General features: G+C 69.0%; 20 protein-coding genes and 1 tRNA gene. 10 read left to right on the forward strand and 11 right to left on the reverse strand.

Translation table 11 applies throughout. The annotated features are described in order from the left end of the window. Window positions 1-13: 13 nt before the first annotated feature. The 4 genes from L0M17_RS04535 to L0M17_RS04550 form a co-directional block, all read right to left on the reverse strand. On the reverse strand, window positions 14-991 hold the full coding sequence (locus L0M17_RS04535) for an NUDIX hydrolase (protein WP_241056306.1): 978 nt from the start codon (window positions 989-991) through the stop codon (window positions 14-16). 2 nt (window positions 992-993) lie between these two features. Next, window positions 994-3,117 carry an RNA degradosome polyphosphate kinase gene (locus L0M17_RS04540; protein WP_241056307.1) on the reverse strand — a complete coding sequence of 708 codons (2,124 nt, stop codon included), beginning with the start codon at window positions 3,115-3,117 and terminating at the stop codon, window positions 994-996. A gap of 258 nt (window positions 3,118-3,375) precedes the next feature. After that, complete coding sequence (gene mshD, locus L0M17_RS04545; RefSeq protein WP_241051824.1) at window positions 3,376-4,359, reverse strand: mycothiol synthase; 984 nt, start codon at window positions 4,357-4,359, stop codon at window positions 3,376-3,378. 253 nt (window positions 4,360-4,612) lie between these two features. Continuing rightward, window positions 4,613-5,308 (reverse strand): winged helix-turn-helix transcriptional regulator, encoded by a 696-nt coding sequence (locus L0M17_RS04550; protein ID WP_241051831.1) that lies wholly within the window; start codon window positions 5,306-5,308, stop codon window positions 4,613-4,615. An 89-nt stretch (window positions 5,309-5,397) separates the two neighbouring features. On the opposite strand from L0M17_RS04550, the gene L0M17_RS04555 reads away from it, so the two are divergent. The 5 genes from L0M17_RS04555 (at window position 5,398) to L0M17_RS04575 (ending at window position 9,571) form a co-directional block, all read left to right on the forward strand. Beyond that, on the forward strand, window positions 5,398-6,144 hold the full coding sequence (locus L0M17_RS04555; protein ID WP_241051838.1) for a permease: 747 nt from the start codon (window positions 5,398-5,400) through the stop codon (window positions 6,142-6,144). Between the two features lie 178 nt (window positions 6,145-6,322). Next, window positions 6,323-6,952: a nitrobindin family protein gene (locus L0M17_RS04560; RefSeq protein ID WP_241051840.1), complete on the forward strand. Its 630-nt coding sequence runs from the start codon at window positions 6,323-6,325 to the stop codon at window positions 6,950-6,952. 52 nt (window positions 6,953-7,004) lie between these two features. Beyond that, a complete protein-coding gene (gene ygfZ, locus L0M17_RS04565; protein ID WP_241051842.1) occupies window positions 7,005-8,135 on the forward strand; it encodes a CAF17-like 4Fe-4S cluster assembly/insertion protein YgfZ in 1,131 nt (376 codons plus the stop codon). Between the two features lie 125 nt (window positions 8,136-8,260). Next, window positions 8,261-8,623, forward strand: a complete 363-nt coding sequence (locus tag L0M17_RS04570; protein ID WP_241056308.1) for an ankyrin repeat domain-containing protein — start codon at window positions 8,261-8,263, stop codon at window positions 8,621-8,623. A 114-nt stretch (window positions 8,624-8,737) separates the two neighbouring features. Continuing rightward, window positions 8,738-9,571, forward strand: a complete 834-nt coding sequence (locus tag L0M17_RS04575) for an aldo/keto reductase (protein WP_241051848.1) — start codon at window positions 8,738-8,740, stop codon at window positions 9,569-9,571. 8 nt (window positions 9,572-9,579) lie between these two features. On the opposite strand, the gene L0M17_RS04580 is transcribed toward L0M17_RS04575, so the two are convergent. The 5 genes from L0M17_RS04580 to L0M17_RS04600 form a co-directional block, all read right to left on the reverse strand. After that, the gene (locus L0M17_RS04580) at window positions 9,580-10,284 is read right to left on the reverse strand and encodes a GNAT family N-acetyltransferase (RefSeq protein WP_241051850.1); all 705 of its coding nucleotides are present in this window, start codon (window positions 10,282-10,284) and stop codon (window positions 9,580-9,582) included. Window positions 10,285-10,291: 7 nt separating this feature from the next. Further along, window positions 10,292-11,317: a 6-phosphofructokinase gene (locus L0M17_RS04585; protein WP_241051858.1), complete on the reverse strand. Its 1,026-nt coding sequence runs from the start codon at window positions 11,315-11,317 to the stop codon at window positions 10,292-10,294. A gap of 254 nt (window positions 11,318-11,571) precedes the next feature. Further along, window positions 11,572-11,856 carry a PspC domain-containing protein gene (locus L0M17_RS04590; RefSeq protein ID WP_241051874.1) on the reverse strand — a complete coding sequence of 95 codons (285 nt, stop codon included), beginning with the start codon at window positions 11,854-11,856 and terminating at the stop codon, window positions 11,572-11,574. Window positions 11,857-11,893: 37 nt separating this feature from the next. After that, complete coding sequence (locus L0M17_RS04595) at window positions 11,894-12,259, reverse strand: hypothetical protein (RefSeq protein ID WP_241051881.1); 366 nt, start codon at window positions 12,257-12,259, stop codon at window positions 11,894-11,896. Between the two features lies 1 nt (window position 12,260). Continuing rightward, window positions 12,261-13,613, reverse strand: coding sequence for a PspC domain-containing protein (locus L0M17_RS04600; protein ID WP_241051895.1), 1,353 nt, complete (start codon window positions 13,611-13,613; stop codon window positions 12,261-12,263). A 125-nt stretch (window positions 13,614-13,738) separates the two neighbouring features. On the opposite strand from L0M17_RS04600, the gene L0M17_RS04605 reads away from it, so the two are divergent. Next, window positions 13,739-15,034 carry an ATP-binding protein gene (locus L0M17_RS04605; protein WP_241051908.1) on the forward strand — a complete coding sequence of 432 codons (1,296 nt, stop codon included), beginning with the start codon at window positions 13,739-13,741 and terminating at the stop codon, window positions 15,032-15,034. Continuing rightward, window positions 15,031-15,675: a LuxR C-terminal-related transcriptional regulator gene (locus L0M17_RS04610; protein ID WP_241051911.1), complete on the forward strand. Its 645-nt coding sequence runs from the start codon at window positions 15,031-15,033 to the stop codon at window positions 15,673-15,675. Before L0M17_RS04605 ends, L0M17_RS04610 begins: the two co-directional genes overlap by 4 nt. A 19-nt stretch (window positions 15,676-15,694) precedes the next feature. On the opposite strand, the gene L0M17_RS22620 is transcribed toward L0M17_RS04610, so the two are convergent. Both L0M17_RS22620 and L0M17_RS04620 read right to left on the reverse strand, forming a co-directional pair. Then, window positions 15,695-16,603: a diacylglycerol/lipid kinase family protein gene (locus L0M17_RS22620; RefSeq protein WP_241051915.1), complete on the reverse strand. Its 909-nt coding sequence runs from the start codon at window positions 16,601-16,603 to the stop codon at window positions 15,695-15,697. A 3-nt stretch (window positions 16,604-16,606) separates the two neighbouring features. Next, window positions 16,607-17,812, reverse strand: a complete 1,206-nt coding sequence (locus tag L0M17_RS04620; RefSeq protein WP_241051916.1) for a pyridoxal phosphate-dependent aminotransferase — start codon at window positions 17,810-17,812, stop codon at window positions 16,607-16,609. Window positions 17,813-18,089: 277 nt separating this feature from the next. On the opposite strand from L0M17_RS04620, the gene L0M17_RS04625 reads away from it, so the two are divergent. The 3 genes from L0M17_RS04625 (at window position 18,090) to nusG (ending at window position 19,521) form a co-directional block, all read left to right on the forward strand. Beyond that, window positions 18,090-18,162: transfer RNA gene (locus L0M17_RS04625), tRNA-Trp, on the forward strand. Between the two features lie 75 nt (window positions 18,163-18,237). Then, window positions 18,238-18,519 (forward strand): preprotein translocase subunit SecE, encoded by a 282-nt coding sequence (secE, locus tag L0M17_RS04630; RefSeq protein WP_241051919.1) that lies wholly within the window; start codon window positions 18,238-18,240, stop codon window positions 18,517-18,519. 99 nt (window positions 18,520-18,618) lie between these two features. Next, complete coding sequence (gene nusG / locus L0M17_RS04635) at window positions 18,619-19,521, forward strand: transcription termination/antitermination protein NusG (RefSeq protein ID WP_241051933.1); 903 nt, start codon at window positions 18,619-18,621, stop codon at window positions 19,519-19,521. Window positions 19,522-19,629 lie beyond the last annotated feature (108 nt).

Below are 19,629 nucleotides of genomic sequence, written 5' to 3' on the forward strand. Positions count from 1 at the left end.
ACTGGCTACCAGATCAGTCCTCGTACGGCTTGACCTGCTCGACCGCCACGACCTGCGGCGTGCCCTCGACCGTCACGTGGAACACGAGCATCTCGCCCGGCGTGAGGTAGGGATCTTCAGCGGGGAGCTCGCTCTCGATGCCCGGCTCGCACCGCTCGGCGAAGGCCTTGAGCAGGGTCGGCAGCACGGGTCGGTGGGTGCAGATGAGCCCGCTCGTCCGCTTGTCGAAGAGCTTGGGGACGATCGCGGCTGCCTTCTCCGGTCTCCTTTTGTACGCGGCCTCGGTGAGCTTCTCGTCGAGGCGGACCTTGACCTTGCCCTTGGAGGCCGCGATGTAGGGCCGTATGGTGTCGACGCAGCGACGCCAGGGGCTCGTGATGACGCGTTTCGGCCGCCAGGCAGCAAGCAGGCGGGCGACGGCTGCCGCCTGCCGGACCCCTGAGGCTGCCAGAGTCCGATCACCCTCTGCCTTGGTCCACGAGCCGCGCGGCTTCGCCTTCGCGTGCCGCAGCAGGATGAGGGGCAGAGTGTCGAGCTCGCTGCGTCGGTGGCACTCGGCGAGCCAACGCAGGGGCAGGACGTCGGTCGGGTTCGTCAGGAGCGTTGCCGCCTCCTCGACGCCGCACCAGTGCACCGAATCGACCTCGGTGCCATCGGGGCGGACGACGGCGCTCGGCGGCACCTTGACCGCCCAGTAGTTGACGATCTTCAACCCCGCCGTGACGTGATAGCTCGTGGCTGGGAGCGGGACCCCGAGTGGCTCCTCGAGGCTGATCTCCTCGCGCACCTCGCGGATCGCGCATTCGGGCATGGTCTCGCCGCGGTCCTGCTTGCCCTTGGGCCAAGACCAGTCGTCGTAGCGCGGACGGTGGATGAGGAGCACCTCGAGTTCGCCCGAGCGCACGCGCCACGGGAGGGCCCCGGCCGCATAGACCGCGACGGGCTCGCCCAAGACCCGGTCATCGTCGGCAATGCGCGGTTGGTCCGCCATCGTCACCGCAGAGACGAGGACCGCTGGCGGGCCCGGGACGCGAGCAGCCACGACTGGATGTCCTGGAGGGGGCGTCCCTCGGCATCGACGTGGTGTCGGGTCCAAGTGCCGGTCCGGTCGAGGTGCCAGCTTGCTGTGCCGTCGTCGAGGTAGCGGTCCAGAAGGGCGATGAGCTCGTTGATGTCCTCGCGGTTGCGGAGCTGGACGAGGGCTTCCACCCGTCGGTCGAGGTTGCGGTGCATCATGTCGGCCGAGCCGATGTAGACGACCGGGCTGCCGCCGTTCGCGAAGCCGAAGACGCGCGAATGCTCGAGGAAGCGGCCGAGGATCGAGCGGACCGTGATGTTGTCGCTGAGCCCGGGCACCCCGGGTCGGAGCGAGCAGATCCCGCGCACGATGATGTCGACCTTCACCCCGGCCTGCGAGGCGCGGTAGAGCGAGTCGATGATGGCTTCGTCGACCATCGAGTTGACCTTGATGACGACGCGCGCCCGGAGGCCCGCGCGGGCGTTCCTGATCTCTGTCTCGATGCGGTCGATGAGGCCCGAGCGCACGGAGCGCGGGGCCACGAGGAGGCGCTTGAACGTCGATTTGGGCGCGTACCCGGAGAGCTGGTTGAACAGCTTGGAGAGGTCCTCGCCCACCTGCTCGTCACACGTGAGGAGTCCGAGATCCTCGTAGTAGCGGGCGGTCCTCGGGTGGTAGTTGCCGGTGCCGATGTGGCAGTAGCGGCGGAGCCCATCGTTCTCCTGCCGCACCACGAGCGAGAGCTTGCAGTGCGTCTTGAGGCCCACGATCCCGTAGACCACGTGCACGCCGGCCTGCTCGAGCTTCCGTGCCCACGAGATGTTCGCCTGCTCGTCGAACCGGGCCTTGATCTCGACGAGGGCCAGCACCTGCTTGCCCGCCTCGGCCGCATCGATGAGTGCGTCGACGATGGGAGAGTCGCCCGAGGTGCGGTACAGGGTCTGCTTGATGGCCTGGACCTTGGGATCTGAGGCGGCCTGCTCGAGGAATGCCTGAACCGAGGTCGAGAACGAGTCGTACGGATGGTGCAGCAGGATGTCCCGGCGGCGCATTGCCGCGAAGACGTTCGCGGCCTTTGCCGTCTCGGACTCGTTGAGGAAGCGCGAGGTATGGGCGAGCTGCTTCGGGTAGTGGAGCTCGGGCCGGTCGATGGCGCTGATCACCGAGAGGCCGCGGAGATCGAGCGGCCCGGGAAGGGAGTACACCTCGGCCTCGTCGACTCCGAGCTCCCGTACGAGGAGTGCCCTGATGTTCGGGTTGATGTCCGTCGTGACCTCGAGGCGAACGGGCGGCCCGAACCGCCGGCGCAGGAGCTCCTTCTCGAGCGCCTGGAGGAGGTTCTCGGCGTCGTCCTCTTCGACCTCGAGGTCCTCGTTGCGGGTCACGCGGAACGTGTGGTGCTCGACGACCTCCATTCCGGGGAAGAGCTGGTCGAGGTGCACCGCGATGAGGTCTTCGAGCGGGATGAAGCGCGCGAGCCGCCCGGCGACGGTCCCGGCCCGCGGGCCGTCCACGGAGATGAGCCGCGGAAGCTGGTCCGGCACCTTGAGGCGGGCGAAGAGGTCCTTGTCGCTCACCGGATTTCGGACGACGACGGCGAGATTGAGTGAGAGCCCCGAAATGTAGGGGAACGGGTGGGCCGGGTCGACGGCAAGTGGCGTGAGGATCGGGAAGACCTGCTCGGCGAACAGGGTGCTCAGGCGCTCGTGCTCGGCCTCGCCCAGATCGTCCCACGAGACGAGTTGGATCCCGGCCTCTGAGAGGGCCGGCCGGATCTGGTCATTGAAGACGCGGCAGTGGCGCTCTTGGAGTTCGTGCGCAGCGACCGAGATCTGGTCGAGGACCTCGTGCGGGCTCAGGCCCGACGCGGACGGCACCGCGAGGCCAGTGGCGATGCGGCGCTTGAGGCCGGCAACGCGGACCATGAAGAACTCGTCGAGATTCGAGGCGAAGATCGAAAGGAAGTTCACGCGCTCGAGCAGGAAGAGTTCGGGATCCTCGGCGAGCTCGAGGACGCGCGCGTTGAACGCAAGCCAGCTCAGCTCCCGGTCCAGGAAGCGGTCCGGGCCAATCTCCCCAGCGGGTGAGGGGCTCGGCATGAACTGTGGGATGTCAATCCGATCCTCGGTCGCCCGGGACGCGGGGACCTCCGACGTGCCGAAGACGGGCGCAGTGCCGCTGGGCCGCACGGCGGTCCGTGTGGCACCGACGGTGGCGAGGTCAGGGTCCTGCGGCGCCAGTGCTGCAGTGCTCTCGTTCTGGGCTTCAGTCACTGTTCCTCCGCAGAGCTCTTGTCCGTTCGGAACCAGCCTACAAGGGCTGTCGCCTGATCGATCCCGTCGTAACGGGACGTCGGCTCAGACACGGGCTGGCTCGGCCGGCCCGTAGAGCACGTCCTTGTCCCAGAGCGTGAATCCAAGCTTGCGGTAGAGGGCAACGGCGGCCGCGTTGTCCGCATCGGTATACAGCATGATCGTCTTGAGGCCCTTGGAGTGGAGGTAGTCGATACCAGTCCGCGTCAAGGCGAGCCCCAGTCCGCGTCCTTGCGCCGACGGGTCGACGCCGACGGCGTAGACCTCGCCGATCGCCTTGTGCTCGCCGTGGGCGGGGTGCACCTTGGTCCAGTGGAACCCGAGGATGCGGTCATCGCCGTCGACCGCGAGGAAGAATCCGGCCGGGTCGAACCATGGTTCACCCATGCGGGCGTCGAGATCGCTTCGGCGAAGTGCGCCCTGCTCGGGGTGATGGGCGAACGCCGCCTTGTTGGCCGCGAGCCAGGCTTCTTCGTCCTGCCCCGGCACGAAGTTCCTGATCGTGATGTCCTCGGGCAGGCTCGGCGTCGGCCCCTCGGCGTGGCGCACCAGGACCATCCGCCACAGCTCGCGCAGAGGGACGTACCCGTACAGCGCGGCGAGCTCCGCGGCTGCCTCGTGATTCCCGTGGGACCAGGCGGTGAGCCCCTCCTGGCCAGCGGGCCCCCGCAGCTCCCGGATCGCCTCGACGAGCCGCACACCTACGCCCTGATTGCGGTAGTTGGGGTGGACGGCGAGCTCCACGACCCCTGTGCCGTCGGGCTGGAACGCGATCGCTGCGACGCCGGCAAGGTCCTGCGGCGCCGGCGATTCCGAGGTGTCATCGAGCGCGTGCACCGCCAGCAGCACGATCTCCTCCGACCTCGTCTCGGGCGAGCGCAGGAGCACGGTGGTCTGCTCGGAGAGCGACGGGGTGCCGTCGGAATCCTCGGCCGCGGCGAGGAGCGCCTCGACCTCGCTCCACAGGGCTCGGGGGACGCGTCCCTCGACGACGGTGGCGGGCCAATCCTGGGGGTATGCGCTCGTCATGCAGCAAGGCTAGCGAATGAGGGGGAGGCATGGGCGGTTTGGCGCCGCTCCCCGCCTCTGTGTAGAGTGGTGGCTCGCCGCTGAGAGCGGTGCAGGGGGGATCCACCAGTGGGGTGGCTTCGATACGTTCGACCCGTATGTCCTCCACAAACTGAAAGGCGCCACACGCCTGAAGGGCGCCACAGGCCGAAAGGCCCTACACAGATCGTGTAGGGCCTTTCGCGTGTGTCGGCCAGTCTCGGTCAGGGCGGCCCTAGGCGTCGCTGAGCTCGTCCTCGCTGAGCCGCGTGAGCGTGAGCCGGTAGCCGACGTTGCGCACGGTGCCGATGAGCCCCTCATGATCAGGGCCGAGCTTGGCGCGGAGGCGCCTGACGTGCACGTCGACCGTTCGCGTGCCTCCGTAGTAGTCGTAGCCCCACACCTCCGTGAGGAGCTGCTGGCGGGTGAAGACGCGGCCCGGATGCTGGGCAAGGTACTTGAGGAGCTCGAACTCCTTGAAGGTGAGGTTGAGGGCCTCCCCATTGACGCGCGCCGTGTAGCTTGCCTCGTCGATGACGACGCCGGCCGCCCTGATCTCGGTCTCGGGCTCCTCGACGCGGGCCGAGCGGGACATCGCGAGGCGGATGCGCGCCTCGATCTCGGCCGGGCCGGCCGATTCGAGGACGATGTCGTCGACCGCCCACGCCGATGAGACGGCCGCCATCCCGCCTTCGGTGAGGATCAGGAGGAGGGGAGCGCTGAGTCCCGTGGCCTTGAGGAGCTGGGTGAGCGAGCGGGCGCCCACCAGATCCTTGCGCGCATCGAGGAAGACGACGTCGGCCGGATCCGCGTCGAGTAGGGCGGTCGGCTCCGCAGGGAGAATGTGCACCTGATGGTTCAGGAGTTCGAGGGCAGGGAGGACTTCGACCGAAGAGCCGCGGCTATTGGTCAACAGCAGGATGTGCGACATGGTTCCTCCCGAAGAGCAGGCTGCACAGCGTCGGGCAGGTCGTTCCTATTTGAACGAGTATACGTGGAGCGCTATGGAAGGATGGCGGTGTGAAGACGTGGATCGGAGGCGCGACAGCCGCGGGCATCGGCGTGGCGGGCACTTTCGCACTCGTCGTGTCGAGCCTCGGGGGGCCTTTCGCGCAGGCAGCGGTCGCCGTCGTCCTCTCTGTCGGCGCGGGGCTCGGGTGGCCGTTCTTCCTCGGCATCCCGGCCAAGCGGACCAACGGAGTCATCCTCGCGCTCTCAGGGGCGGTCTCGGGCATCGCCGCGGCGGCGGCAAGCGGTCCCGAGTACCTCTCCTGGACGCCTTCGGTCATCGCCTTCGGGATCATAGCCGTCATCGTCGTCCAGCTGATCCGCGGAACCGGGCAGTCGCACCGGCTCGAATCCACGCTCGGGGCTAGCTCCGGCGTCCTGCTCTGCGCCCTCGGCGCGGGCTGGATCGCGACCGCCCGCTTCACCGGCATGGGCTCGATGCTCCTCGTGGCAGGCATCAGCACGGCCGTGGCGCTCCTGGTCGGGGCGATCAACTGGCCGGACACCATCGTTGCGCCTCTCGCGATCGTCTTCGCGGGGCTCGCCGCGCCCCTCGCCGCGCTCGTGCTCACGGGCGTGACCGTGATTCCTGCCACAGCCGCTGGCGTCCTCATCGGCGCAGTCCTCGCGGCGGTGCGCCGCCTCAACCGCACGCGCCTGCGGCCGATGCCCCGGCCGGGCCTCGTCGCGCTTGCCCTCGGGCCGGTGCTCGCGGTCGGGTCGCTCGCCTATTTCATCGACAAGCTCCTCATCTACTGAGCCGTCATGCGAGCCGCGTGCTCTGGGGGAGGCGTTACGATGGCGCTATGTCTGTTCTTGCCTGGGAAATCCTCTTCCTCGTCCTCCTCGTGATCGCCGGCGTCTCGATGGCGTGGTTCGCCGTGTACGCGATCCTCGGGCTGTTCCGCGGCCAGCGCTGACCTTCACGGAGACCACCGTGCCCATCGAGATCCCGACCGGACTCACCCCCGAGCTCGTGCCGTTGTCGTGGCTCATCGGGGAGTGGGAAGGCCGTGGGCGTCTCGGCGCGGGCGAGGCGGGTGACGAGCACTTCGGGCAGCACGTCACGTTCGCGCAGCACGGCTTTCCGTACCTCGAGTACAAGGCCGAGAGCTGGCTCTGTGACGAGAACGGCGCAAAGCTGCGCCCCCTCTCGGTCGAGACGGGCTATTGGCAGCTGGATCGCCCGCTGCAGGATGCCGACGGCGGTCCGGGCCTCGCTCCGGCCGACATCGTGCCGGCCTACAAGTCGGCGGACGAGGTCGAGCGGCTCCGCAACGCGGACGGGGGCTTCGACATAGCCGTCACGATCCTCCACCCGGGGAGCATCGCCGAGCTGTACTACGGCCAGATCAAGGGCCCCCAGATCCACCTCAGCACCGATGCCGTCATGCGCGGAGCCCACAGCCACGACTATTCGGCCGCGACGCGCATCCTCGGGCTGGTCAACGGGGACCTGTTCTGGCGCTGGGATGTCGCCTCGGGCGGATCGCCCCTCGCGCCCCACGCCTCGGCGATCCTTCACCGCGTGGCCGCGCCCGAGACGCCGCAGCAGCCCACAGAGTGAGATTCTCTGCCTTCCACGGACTGAATTCGAACGTCTGGACGTTGACACTGTCATGAGCTTCGTTTCTCCCCTCCTCGGACGGTCTGGCGCCGTCGCGGCGTCCGGTGCTGACTCTGGCGTGGCCGCTCACTACGGCGACCCCGTGCGCGAACAGCGCGCGCTCGCTGAGGGGAGCGCCGCCGTCGACCTCTCCTTCCGGGGAGTCGTCACCGTGGCGGGACCCGACCGGCTCACGTGGCTCACGACCCTGTCCTCGCAGCAGGTCTCGGGGCTCGTCCCGGGCCAGTCGGCGGAACTCCTCCTCCTGAGCGTCCAAGGGCGTATCGAGTACGACGCGCGGATCGTGGACGACGGCGAGCGGGCTTGGCTTCTCGTGGAGGCGGCCGAGGCTGAGGGCCTCGCCGCGTGGCTCGACTCGATGCGGTTCATGTTGCGTGTCGAGGTCGCCGACGTGAGCGACGAGTGGGGCATCCTCGGTGCGACGCGCCGGCTCGAGGCGCTTGCGGGAGTCCCCGGCGCCGGCGCGGTCTGGGAAGACCCGTGGCCGCACATCGCGCCCGGCGGATACAGCTATGCGCCGGTGTCCGAGGAACAGCACCCCGGTCTGGAGCGTCCTTGGTTCGAACACCTCGTCCGGTCCGACCAGCTCGACGCCGCTGCTGCCGCGCTTGACGCTGCGGGCATCAGCCTCGCGGGTTCGATGGCGGCGGAGGCGCTCCGCATCGCCGCCTGGCGTCCGCGCATGGGCTTCGAGACGGACGACAAGGCCATTCCGCACGAGCTCGACCTCCTGCGCACTGCGGTGCACCTTTCCAAGGGATGCTACAAGGGCCAGGAGACCGTCGCGCGGGTCCACAACCTCGGGCATCCTCCGCGGCGGCTCGTCATGCTCCAGCTGGACGGATCTACCCACACGCTCCCAGCGGCCGGGAGCCCCGTTCTGCAGCGGGCGGACGACGGCGGAGAGAAGCAGGTGGGACGCGTCACCTCGGCGGCCCTCCACTACGAGATGGGCCCGATCGCCCTGGCCGTCGTCAAGCGCAGCACCGACGCCTCGGCAACGCTCGTGGTCCGCGGCGAGGCCGAGGGCGAGGAGTATGCAGCCGCCCAGGAGCTCATCGTCGCGCCCGACGCAGGCCAGGTCGTGCACCGGCCCGCCGGCCTGCTGCGCGGCCACCCGTGATCCCAGGAGGAAACGTGACCGAACGCGCGCAGCGACCGACTGACAACGAGTCGGGCACTGGCCGGTCAGGTACTGACCAGTCGGGCACTGCCCAGCCCGTCCCCGGCCAGCCAGACGCTGACGTCATTGAGCTCGCCACCCGCCTTTTCGACGCCGCGCGGACGGGGGACGAGGCAACGCTGCGCGCCTACCTCGAGGCGGGGGCGCCGTCGTCGCTCGCCAACCAGTCGGGAGACACTCTCATCATGTTGGCCGCCTACCATGGCCACGCCAGCACCGTCCGCCTCCTCGGCGCCCACGGCGCCGACGTCCAGGCTCCGAATGACCGCGGCCAGACACCGCTCGCGGGGGCGGTCTTCAAGGGCTATGCCGACATCGTCGACGCCCTTCTCGAGTTCGGGGCCGATCCCGACGCCGGAACTCCTTCTGCTCGGCAGGCGGCGCAGATGTTCGGCCGCGACGAACTCATCCAGCGCTTCGCCCTCTGAGGTTCGTCTCCTAACGTCTTGAGGCGGACCCCTGCGGGCGCCGCTGGCGCTCCGCAGCCTACGGGTGCCGAGTCCCCCTCGCCTGTCGAGGCCGACCGACCCTAGGCTAGGCCCATGACTTCTTCGGCACCCACCATCCAGCTCGCGTCCGGACACGCCATCCCGCAGCTCGGCCTCGGGACCTGGCCGCTCGACAACTCGGAGGCGGCGGATGTCGTCGCCACCGCCTTCGAGCTCGGCTATCGGCACGTCGACACTGCGGAGAACTACGGCAATGAGGAAGGCGTTGGTGAGGGGATCCGCCGGTCAGGCGTTCCCCGCGAGGACGTCTTCGTCACCACGAAGTTCAATCGCGAGTGGCACAGCGTCGACGGCGTCCGGGAGGCGTGGGAGCACGCTGTGCGCCGACTGGGCCTCGAGTACCTTGACCTGTTCCTTGTGCACTGGCCCAACCCTGACCAGGGAACATTCGTCGAGGCATGGGAAGGGCTCGTCGCCCTGCGAGATCAGGGAAAGGTGCGCTCGGTCGGAGTCTCGAACTTCACGCCTGAGCACCTTGACGCGATCATCACCACAACGGGGGTGGGCCCGGACGTGAATCAGATCCAGTTGAGTCCGTACTGGGTCCAGGACAATGCCCGCGCCTACCATCAGGCGCATGCGATTGTGACCGAGTCCTACAGCCCGATCGGTCGTGGCCAAGAGCTGCTTTCCGAACCGGCTGTGGTGACGGTCGCGGAGGCGCACGGCGTGTCGCCGGCTCAGGCTGTCCTGCGCTGGCACACGCAGCAGGGCCTCGTCGCCATTCCGAAGTCTTCCTCACGTGAGCGGCTCGAGGCGAACCTTGCTGTCTTCGACTTCGACCTCAGCCCCGAGGAGATCCGGAGCCTCAACGCCTTGGACGGGAAGGGGCCTTCCGCGGCCGATCCGAACACGTTCGGCCATTGAGGAATCCGTCAGCGGCTTCGTAGCCTGACGGAGGCCACGCGGGCTGAGGGCGCGATCCCCACCGAGTCCGCGAGCCGCAACGCGCCGACGTTCTGCGCCTGCGCTTCAACCTGCACGAGGAATCCCTCAGCGAGTGCCTCGTGGGCGACGAGGCGCACCATGAAGGCACCGAGGCCGCGTTCCCGGAAGCTGGGAGCCACGAGAACGCCGAGGTCTGCGAGGAGACCCTCGCGCACGGCGTAGGCGGCGCAGGCCACGGGTTCGCCGTCGAGCATGAGCGTGAACCTGTGTTCGCGCCGCTCGATCCCGGCCGAGCTGACGTCATCGGGCGGGCAGCGCGTCTCGAGTTCGACAGCCTCGGGATTTCCTCGAGACACCTCGGGTTCCGTCTCCGGCTGGAAGAGGGGCAGGTCGTCGGCGAAACCGAGCACGGCGGTGCTGAGTGCGTGGGCCCCAGGGCCGGCGGCGCGCAGGAGCGCGCCGCCGCCGAGCAAGTCATCGTCCGCCAGATCCGCTGCTGCATTGACCAGATCTGTGGGTCCGGAGAGCGCGAGCTGCCCGAAGAGTTCGACGGCGATGAGCTCGCGGGCGCTGTCCCGGTACCCGAGGAGGCGCCCGCCGTCGTCCGAGAACGAGAGGTCCGGCAGTCCAAGGCGGCGCGCCCACGCCAGCCGGACGATTCCCCGGCTGCTTTCGTGGAAGGTGTCGTTCAAGCCCGCCCTAGCCGAAGAGGACCCGGGCCTCGTCGTACCGGTCCTGGGGAACGGTCTTGAGCCGGCCGAGGGCGGCTTCGAAGCCGACGTGGACGATGTCGGTGCCGTTGAGCGAGACCATGGTGCCCCAGCGGCCCTCGACCACGGAGTCGATGGCGGCCATGCCGAGGCGGGTCGCGAGGACGCGGTCGAACGCGGTGGGGACGCCGCCGCGCTGGATGTGGCCGAGGACGGTTGCGCGGGTCTCGATCCCTGTGCGGGCCTCGATCTCCGGGGCGAGCCGTTCGCCGATGCCTCCGAGGCGCGGCCGGCCGAACGTGTCGAGGCCGCGCTCGGAGTGGGCTTCCGCCATGGTGTCGGTCGTGAAGCCTTCGGCGACGACGACGAGCGGTGCGCGGCCACGGTCGTGGGCGAGTTTGACCCATTCGACGATCTGGTCGATGTTCACGCGCTGTTCGGGGATGAGGATCGCGTGGGCTCCCGAGGCCATTCCCGAGTGGAGGGCGATCCAGCCGACGTGGCGGCCCATGACCTCGGCAACCATGCAGCGGTGGTGGGACTCGCCGGTGGTGCGGAGGCGGTCGATCGCCTCGGTGGCGATCTCCACCGCGGTGTCGAAGCCGAAGGTGTAGTCGGTCGCGTCGAGGTCGTTGTCGATGGTCTTGGGCACGCCGACGATCCTGATTCCGGCGTCCGTGAGGCGCTTGGCCGCGGCGAGGGTTCCCTCGCCGCCGATCGCGATCATGGCGTCGATGCCGAGGCGGTCCATGTGGCCCTTGATGACCTCCGGGCCGCCCCCATTCTCAAAGGGGTTCGTGCGCGAGGTGCCCAGGATCGTGCCGCCCTGCTTCGAGATACCGCGCACCATGGTGCGGGGAATGTCGATGATGTCGCCCTCGACGACGCCGCGCCAGCCGTCCTTGTAGCCCACGAACTCCTGGCCGTGCACTGCGATTCCTTTGAGGACTGCGCCGCGGATCACCGCATTGAGGCCGGGGCAGTCGCCGCCGGAGGTGAGGATGCCGATCTTCATTCAGGGCCTTTCCGGGTGCGGCCGGCCGTGGGAGGCGGCAAGCCGTGGTGGGTGAGCTTGGGCGCCCCGTTGAGCCAAGCCGATTGTAGCCGCGCAGGGTGCGTGATGCACACCACAACAGACGACGGCGGCTGCCTGCCGTCGTCGTCCGTTGCGCCTGTCGATTTTGCCTGGCCAGACCCGCCCTGCTTGGCCAGACCTGCCCTGCTTAGCCAGGCCGATCTGGTGTGGGCCAGCTTGGGAGCCGCGCTGCCTCAGCCCATCGGGCCATCGCCGGGCCCCCGCACGGCACGGCGGCCTCCACCGCCCACGAGCCGCTCGAGGATGATCGCCCCGTTCGGATCCGGCAGGAGCGCCCACGCGATCACGTAGGCGAGGACGGCCGGCCCCGGGAGGAAGCACAGGACGATGAAGACGATCCTGACGAACATGACATCGACGTTGAGCCTCTCGGCGAGGCCGCCGAGGACGCCGCCGAGAAGTCGGCGAGGGCTCCGGCGCAGGCCTGTGGATCGAATGGCGTTGAAGAACGAGTCCATGGTGTCTCCTAGGTTGCGAAGTGGTGCGGATGGAAGCTCAGTCTTGGGTGGGAGTGTTGCTCTTGTAAGAGCCGGGAGCCTTGTAAGAGCTGGGCGTCTCGTACGGGGCCTCGTAGGGTCCCGTCTCGTACGGGCTCGGGCGCTGGTCCTCGGTATCGGGCGTGGGCGGCTCCCCGCCGTCGACTGCCCGCCGGCTCCGGGCGGCGGCGAGTCCGCCGCCGACGACGAGCCCGAGGCCCGCGAGGATCAGGATCGCGACGGCTGCCACGCTCGGATCCACCGTGAACCAACCGAGGCGGCTTGCGACGAGCAGGCCAGCGATTGCGACCACCACGGCTCCCCAGACGATCGTGCCCACCCGCGGGCCCTGCTTGTTCCCCTGCTGTCCGATGCTGGTGCTCATTTCACCGCTCCTGCTGAATGTTGACGTTGCTCATGGTCGCGTGCACCGTCACCACAAGGATCCCGCCGGTACGGCCCGCGTTGTAGGTCTCGGCGCCGTTCGTTCCGATGCCAGCGATGGACTTGTCGCCGAACTGCACATTGCTCATGGTCGCGTCCGCCTCGACGCGCACGGGCACGTCCTTGGGAATGCGGATCTGCAGCTGGCTCATGGTTGCGTCGACAGGAACGGTGGCCGTCGAGGAGAGGGGGCCGGACGAGTCGAGACGGCTCAGGTCGAGCTGGCCCGCGGCTGCCGTGATGTGATAGCCGGTTTGGGCCTGCTGGACGCTCGCTGGTGCGAAATTGCCCACCTGCCGCGATCGGCTCAGCTCGTAGGCCGGCTGGGTCGTGGCGGCGATGGCGAGGGCTACGACCGCGAGGAACGAGAGGATCCCGCCAGAGCGGCCGCGCAGTCCCGCGACGACGATCCCCAGGCCGAGGACCGCGGCTCCGATCGCCCACAGCGCCCCGGTGCTCGGGTCGACGAGGGTGACGCCGGCGGTCTGCAGGGCGAGCAGTCCGCCCGATACCAGCACGGCGACTCCGACGACGACGGCCGCGAAGGGGCCGCCGGGACCCGGGCGGCGGGTGCGGACGGCGGTTGCGCGGGGCGCTGGGGGAGTGCCGGGGACAGGGGGCGCGCCTTCGCCAGAGGTGGTCTGATAGCTGCGGGCGTAGGGGGTGCTCGAGTAGGGGCCGCCTGTGTACGGGCTGCTCGGAGAGGCGGCGCCCGCAGGCTGCGAGCTCGGATCCGCGCCCTGGGTGCCGGCATCGGTGCGTGTATCCGTGAGGTGCTCGTGATGGCTCGGACCGTACCCGTACCACCCGTAGCGCCGACCGCGCCGCGAACGGGAGATGCTGAAGATGGCGAGTGCGGCCGCTCCGATCCAGAAGAGCGCCCAGAACGGGCCCGCTCCACGCAGATCCCCGAACCAGAAGCCTGCACGCGCACCGCCGAGCCCGAGGATGGTCGCGATGAGGCCGCCCGTCATGCCTGCCGTCCATCGACCGCGCATGGCCTCCTGGCAGTGGATGCGGCCGTCCGGTTCGGGCAGCAGCAGCCAGAGGACGCCGTAGGCGAGGACGCCCACGCCGAGGAAGATCGCTGCCACGATGAAAAGCCCGCGGACCACGACGGGGTCGACGCCCCAGCGGTGCGCGAGGCCACTCGCGACTCCACCGGCCCAGCGGTCCGATCCGCGGGTGACGCGGAGTCGCCTTACCCAGCCGAAGAAGTCTGACCCGGCGGCCTTGCCGTGAGGCTGGCCGGAGGGGGCGGGGGAGGAACCCCCAGGAGTCTGTTCCGTGCTCATGCCTCCATCCTTCCGGCCGGGGGCGCCGCTCCCCATGGGGTGAAACCCTGAAAGCACCCTGATTCGTCCCCGGGAACCCCGGTTCCAAGGCCCTGAGAAGGCCCGATCGTGCTTGGATTGATGGCATGGACACCCTTGAGATCCGGCCGCCGCTTGTACGCGGCGAGGACCGGTTCGTCGCGGGAGTCTGCTCAGGCCTTGCCCGGCACCTCGGGGTGCGCGTCGACGTCGTGCGGTGGGTCATGGTCCTCGCGTCGCTCCTCGGCGGGGCCGGGATCGTTTTCTATGCCTGGCTCTGGATCATGGTGCCCACGGCGGCGGAGGCGGCCCGGCGCGGTGGGCGCAGGCCGGCGTCGCCCATCGCTCCCGCTGTGACCGGCCCGCAGGCACCGCGGACGACGGCGGAGCTCACCTCGCCCGCCCAGGTGCGGCGAGCGAGGCGGCTCGCCGGGCACGCGAGGGAGATGCTGCTCGGCGCCGTCCTGCTCCTCGGGGCTCTCGTACTCGGCAGCCGCCTGCTCGGGTTCGACGTCCCGCTCGGCGTGATCGTCCCGGTCGCTGCGATCCTCGGCGGTGCGGCCCTCGCCTGGATGCAGCTCGACGATTCGCGGCGCGAGCAGCTCGTCCGCGGCGCTGGGGCGGGCCGGTGGAACGGCGGGCTCCGGCTCGGTGCCGGCCTCGCGCTCGTGGTAGCGGGCGTCGCGCTCGCGGTCTCGGGCAGTCAGTGGAACGTCCTGGGTCTTGCCCTGCTTGCCTCGCTGGCAGTCCTCGCGGGCGTTGCGCTCGTGCTACTGCCCTGGGGCCTCAAGTTCTGGCGGGATCTCGGGGCCGAGCGCGCGGCGCGGGTGCGTGAGGAGGAGCGGGCTGAGATCGCCGCCCACCTCCACGATTCGGTCCTCCAGACCCTCGCGCTCATCCAGCGCCGTGCGGGGAGCGAGGCCGACGTGACCCGCCTGGCCCGGGCGCAGGAGCGCGAGCTGCGCGAGTGGCTGTATCGGGATGCGCGGAAGGGCGAGGGGACGTTCACGGATCGGCTCAAGGCGCTTGCCGCGGAGGTCGAGGACGCGCACGGCCAGCCCGTCGACGTCGTCTGTGTCGGAGACGCGCCTCTCGACGGCGACCACCGCGAACGGGCCGAGGCGCTCCTCCAGGCCGCGCGTGAGGCGATGGTCAACGCGGGTCGGCACGGCGGCGGGCCGGTGTCCGTGTACGCCGAGGCTGGCGCCGAGGCCATCGACGTCTTCGTCAAGGACCGTGGGCCCGGTTTCGACCTGGACGAGGTGCCCGCCGACCGACTCGGCGTGCGCGAATCAATCGTGGGGCGAATGCGGCGGCACGGCGGCGAGGCTGCGATTGTTTCCGGCGCCGGCGGGACCGAAGTGCGCCTGCATCTGCCCGGCGCGGGAAGGGAGGAGACATGAGAGAACCAGTCACGGTCGTCATCGTCGATGACCACACGATCTTCCGCTCGGGGCTCAAAGCGGACCTCGACGAGCGGGTCCGCGTCGTGGGCGAGGCTGGCACGGTCGAGGACGCTGTCGCGGTCATCGAGGCGCTCCGCCCGCAGGTCGTGCTTCTCGACGTCCATCTTCCGGGTGGCCTCGGGGGCGGGGGCCGCGAGGTGCTCACCCGCTCCGCCGCGCTCATCCCGCAGGTCCGATTCCTGGCTTTGAGCGTCTCCGATGCAGCAGAGGACGTCGTGTCCGTCATTCGCGCCGGCGCGCGCGGCTACGTGACGAAGACGGCCTCGGGGCCGGAGATCACCGATGCGGTGCTCCGTGTCGCCGAGGGCGACGCGGTCTTCTCCCCGCGTCTCGCGGGCTTCGTCCTCGACGCCTTCGGCACCTCTGCCGTGGCGGACGACGAGCTCGACAGGCTTTCGGCCCGCGAGCTCGAAGTCATGAGGCTCATCGCCCGGGGCTACTCCTATAAGGAGGTCGCCAAGGAGCTGTTCATCTCGGTCAAGACGGTCGAGACGCACGTCTCCGCCGTCCTTCGCAAGCTCCAGCTCACGAACCGGCACGAGCTGAGCCGCTGGGCCGCCGACCGAAGGATCTGGTAACCCCGTCGCACGCTTGGCGTCAGGGGGCGATCACCCGGAGGGCCCGCGGACGGATCTCCACGACGGCGGGAAGGCCACCCGCGCCGTCGCCGTCAAGGCACAGGGGCATGGGGCGATCGGCCGAGACAGTGATCCGACGGCCCGTGAAACGACGAACCCCAGGCTCGTTGACGTGCGCCCCGGATGCGGCGAGCCGCATGAATCGTGCGACGCTCCATTTCGAGATTTCCGCGCCCGCGACGAGGACGTGAACGAGCCCGTCGTCGAGGATGGCATCGGGGACGACGTCGAGTCCGTGGCCGTAACGGCCCGAGTTGGCCATGACCACGAGATGGGCGCGGACACGGTGCTGCACCCCGTCGATGTCCAGTTCGAAGTGGGCGGGATTCCAGCGGACGACGGCGAGGACCGGCGCTACCCGGTAGGCGACGGCTGAGGGGATGCGGGAGTCGTTCATCATGAGGTTCGCTACGGCGTCGAGCCCCGAGTATGCGTTGCCCGGCGCGAGCCGACCGTCCACGTCGAGCAAGTCGATGGCGCGCTCGGGCGCGGTGAGGAGGGTCCGCGCCAGCGCTTCGGGGTCGCGCGGAAGGGCGAGCTTCGCAGCGAGGCCGTTGCCGCGGCCTGCGGGCACGAGCGCGAACAGGCCGTCCGTACGGGAGACCGCGGCTGCGACGTCTCGCGCGCTCCCATCCCCGCCCACGGCGACCACGACGTCGCCGCGCGCAACCGCCTCGGAAGCCAGCCGCCCGACGTCGTCCGGGGTGCCCGTGGTCACGGTCCGCACTGACGCACCTGACGACTCAAGGAGACGGGAAACGGGAGCCCACGCCGACAACGCGCGTCCGCGGCCCGCGATCGGATTGACGATGCCCGTGAACGAGCGCCGGCCGGCGGAGGGATCCGCCGGCCGGCCACTGCTCTCCACTGGTCAGCGAGCCGTGCCCAGGAACTCCTGGATGCGGCCGACGCCTTCGGCGAGGTCGTCGTCTCCGAGCGCATAGGAGAGACGGACGAAGCCGCTCGGCCCAAATGCCTCGCCGGGAACAATGGCGACCTCGACCTTGTCGAGGATGAGCGCGGCGAGCTGGGCGGACGTCGTCGGGCGCACCCCGGCGATCTCCTTGCCCAGCAGTCCGCGCACGTCGGGGTAGGCGTAGAACGCGCCGTGCGGGGTGGGGCAGTTGACGCCCTCGATGGAGGAGAGCCTTTCGACCATGGCGCGGCGGCGGCGGTCGAAAGCGACCTTCATCTCCTCGACAGCGTCGAGCGGTCCCGAAACCGCCGCGAGGGCCGCCATCTGGGAGACGTTCGAGACGTTCGACGTCGCGTGCGACTGCAGATTCGTGGCGGCCTTGATGACGTCGGCCGGTCCGATCATCCAGCCGACCCGCCACCCCGTCATGGCGTAGGTCTTCGCCACGCCGTTGAGGATCACGACCTTGTCGCCGAGGGCGGGCGCCGCCGTCGCAATCGAAGTGAACGGCACGCCGTCATACGTGAGGTGCTCGTAGATCTCGTCGGTGACGACCCACAGGCCCTTCGAGGCGGCCCACTCGCCGATCTCCTTGACCTGCGCAGGCTCGTAGACGGCGCCCGTGGGGTTGGAGGGCGAAACGAAAAGCAGGACCTTGGTGCGCTCGGTGATCGCGGCTTCGAGCTGATCGACGGTCACGAGGTACCCCTGCTCGGGACCCGCGAAGACCTCGACCGGCACACCGCCTGCAAGCCGGATCGCCTCGGGATACGTGGTCCAATACGGGGTGGGGAGCAGGACCTCGTCACCCGGGTCGAGGAGCGTCGCGAACGTGTTGTAGACGGCCTGCTTGCCGCCGTTGGTCACGAGGACCTGCGACGCGGAGGCTTCGTAGCCTGAGTCGCGGAGCGTCTTCTCGGCGATCGCCTGCTTGAGCTCGGGGAGCCCACCCGCGGGGGAGTAGCGGTGGAAACGCGGCTGACGCGCCGCCTCGATCGCGGCCTCGACGATGTAGTCGGGCGTCGGGAAGTCGGGTTCGCCAGCCCCGAAGCCTATGACGGGCCTCCCAGCCGCCTTGAGCGCCTTCGCCTTCGCATCGACGGCCAGGGTCGCGGACTCGGCGATGGATCCGATGCGCTGGGACACACGGGCGGAGGTCATGGGCTCTTCCTGACTTTCGATGGGAGTGGAATCGGCGTGACGGTGGCTTTGCGGTGACTGTGGCTTTGCGTGGGGGCGATGCCCCGCCCACTACTCTAGGTGCTCCGCCTTGCACTGAGGGTCCCGGTTCGACGCGGACGGCGATTGTGCGTAGACTGGACCACCGGTATCAGAAACGAAGCCTCAGTCGGCCGCGCCCCGGTGCGGACGGTGCTAAGGCGGCCCGGCCAAGCCGCGTCCGATCCTTGGTAAGCTGAAGAGTCGGTTTTCTGACCGAAGGGTAGTGGCGCAATTGGTAGCGCAGCGGTCTCCAAAACCGCAGGTTGCAGGTTCGAGTCCTGTCTGCCCTGCGCACGGCGTGTCCCGGTAGCCCGGGACGTTCCAGCACCAAAGAACCGTCAGCGGGGATCCCGCAGGCATCCAGGATGAGCGAGGAACAGGTGACCGAAACAGCTGCGAGCAGCTCTCAGGGCCGCCCAGCCAAGCAGGCCAAGAAGCTCGGCTTCTTCGGCCGCATCGCTCTCTTCTTCCGGCAGGTCGTGGGCGAACTCCGCAAGGTCGTCACGCCTACCCGGCAGGAGCTCCTGAACATGACGTTCGTGGTGCTGGCGTTCGTGGTGGTCATGATGGTCATCGTCTTCGTTCTCGACTTCCTCCTCGGACTCGGTGTCGGCTGGGTCTTCACAGGGTCGTCGCAGAGCCATTAGGCGAGCGGTCTCCGCAGACCATGTTCCGATCGGATGAGGGATCCGGTGGCGTGGTGTGCGGATTCGCATTTAAGTCGCAAGAGGAGAGCAGGAGACTAAGTGTCTGAGCACGAGAGCGATACCGAGCGCGAGGCTCTGGCCCCTGAGGCCGCGGTCTTCAGCGACGCTGCCCCGGTGCCCGGGGCGGCGCCTTCGGCGTCCGATGTCGATCTCGCGTTCGACGACGAGTCCTCCGCTGAGGAAGTCGCTGCGGATGAGGACGTCGCCGCAGAATCCGCGGACGACGACGGCGCTGCCGCAGTCGAGGCTGAGACCGTCGCCGAGGGCGAGGAGACCGAGGCGACGGCTGCAGGCGAGGAAGAGCCGGTCGATCCTGCCGAAGCAGCTGCGAAGGCCGCCGAGGACTTCAAGGCCAAGCTGCGCCGTCAGCCGGGCGACTGGTATGTCATCCACTCCTACGCAGGCTACGAGAACCGCGTGAAGGCGAATCTCGAGACGCGCATCCAGACGCTGGACATGGAGGATTTCATCTACGAGATCCAGGTCCCGATGGAGGAAGTCGTCGAGATCAAGAATGCGCAGCGGAAGATCGTCAAGCGCGTCCGGATTCCCGGCTACGTCCTCGTCCGCATGGATCTCACCGACGCCTCGTGGGGCGCCGTCCGCCATACTCCGGGTGTGACCGGCTTCGTGGGCAACGCCCACAACCCGGTGCCGCTGCGGCTCGACGAGGTCTTCACGATGCTCGCGCCAGTGTTCGAGCAGGAGCAGCAGGCCGAGGCCAAGGCTTCTGGCAAGGGTGGCGGCCGCCAGCCGAGCGCTCCCGTCAGCGTCGACTTCGAGGTCGGCGAGTCGGTCATCGTCAAGGAAGGTCCGTTCGAGACGCTTCCCGCGACGATCTCCGAGATCAAGCCCGAGTCGCAGACGCTCGTCGTCCTGGTCTCGATCTTCGAGCGTGAGACCCCCGTGACCCTCGCGTTCAACCAGGTCTCCAAGATCTGATCCCAACTGAAGACTTCGCCCCGGGGACGGCCCGCTTTGCCGGCCCCGGGGCGGCCGACTGTCTGGCCAGGGCAGTCATCACCTGGGCGGCGCTCCTGCTGCTCAGGA

The organism is Sinomonas terrae, from assembly GCF_022539255.1.
Taxonomy (GTDB): Bacteria; Actinomycetota; Actinomycetes; order Actinomycetales; family Micrococcaceae; genus Sinomonas; species Sinomonas terrae.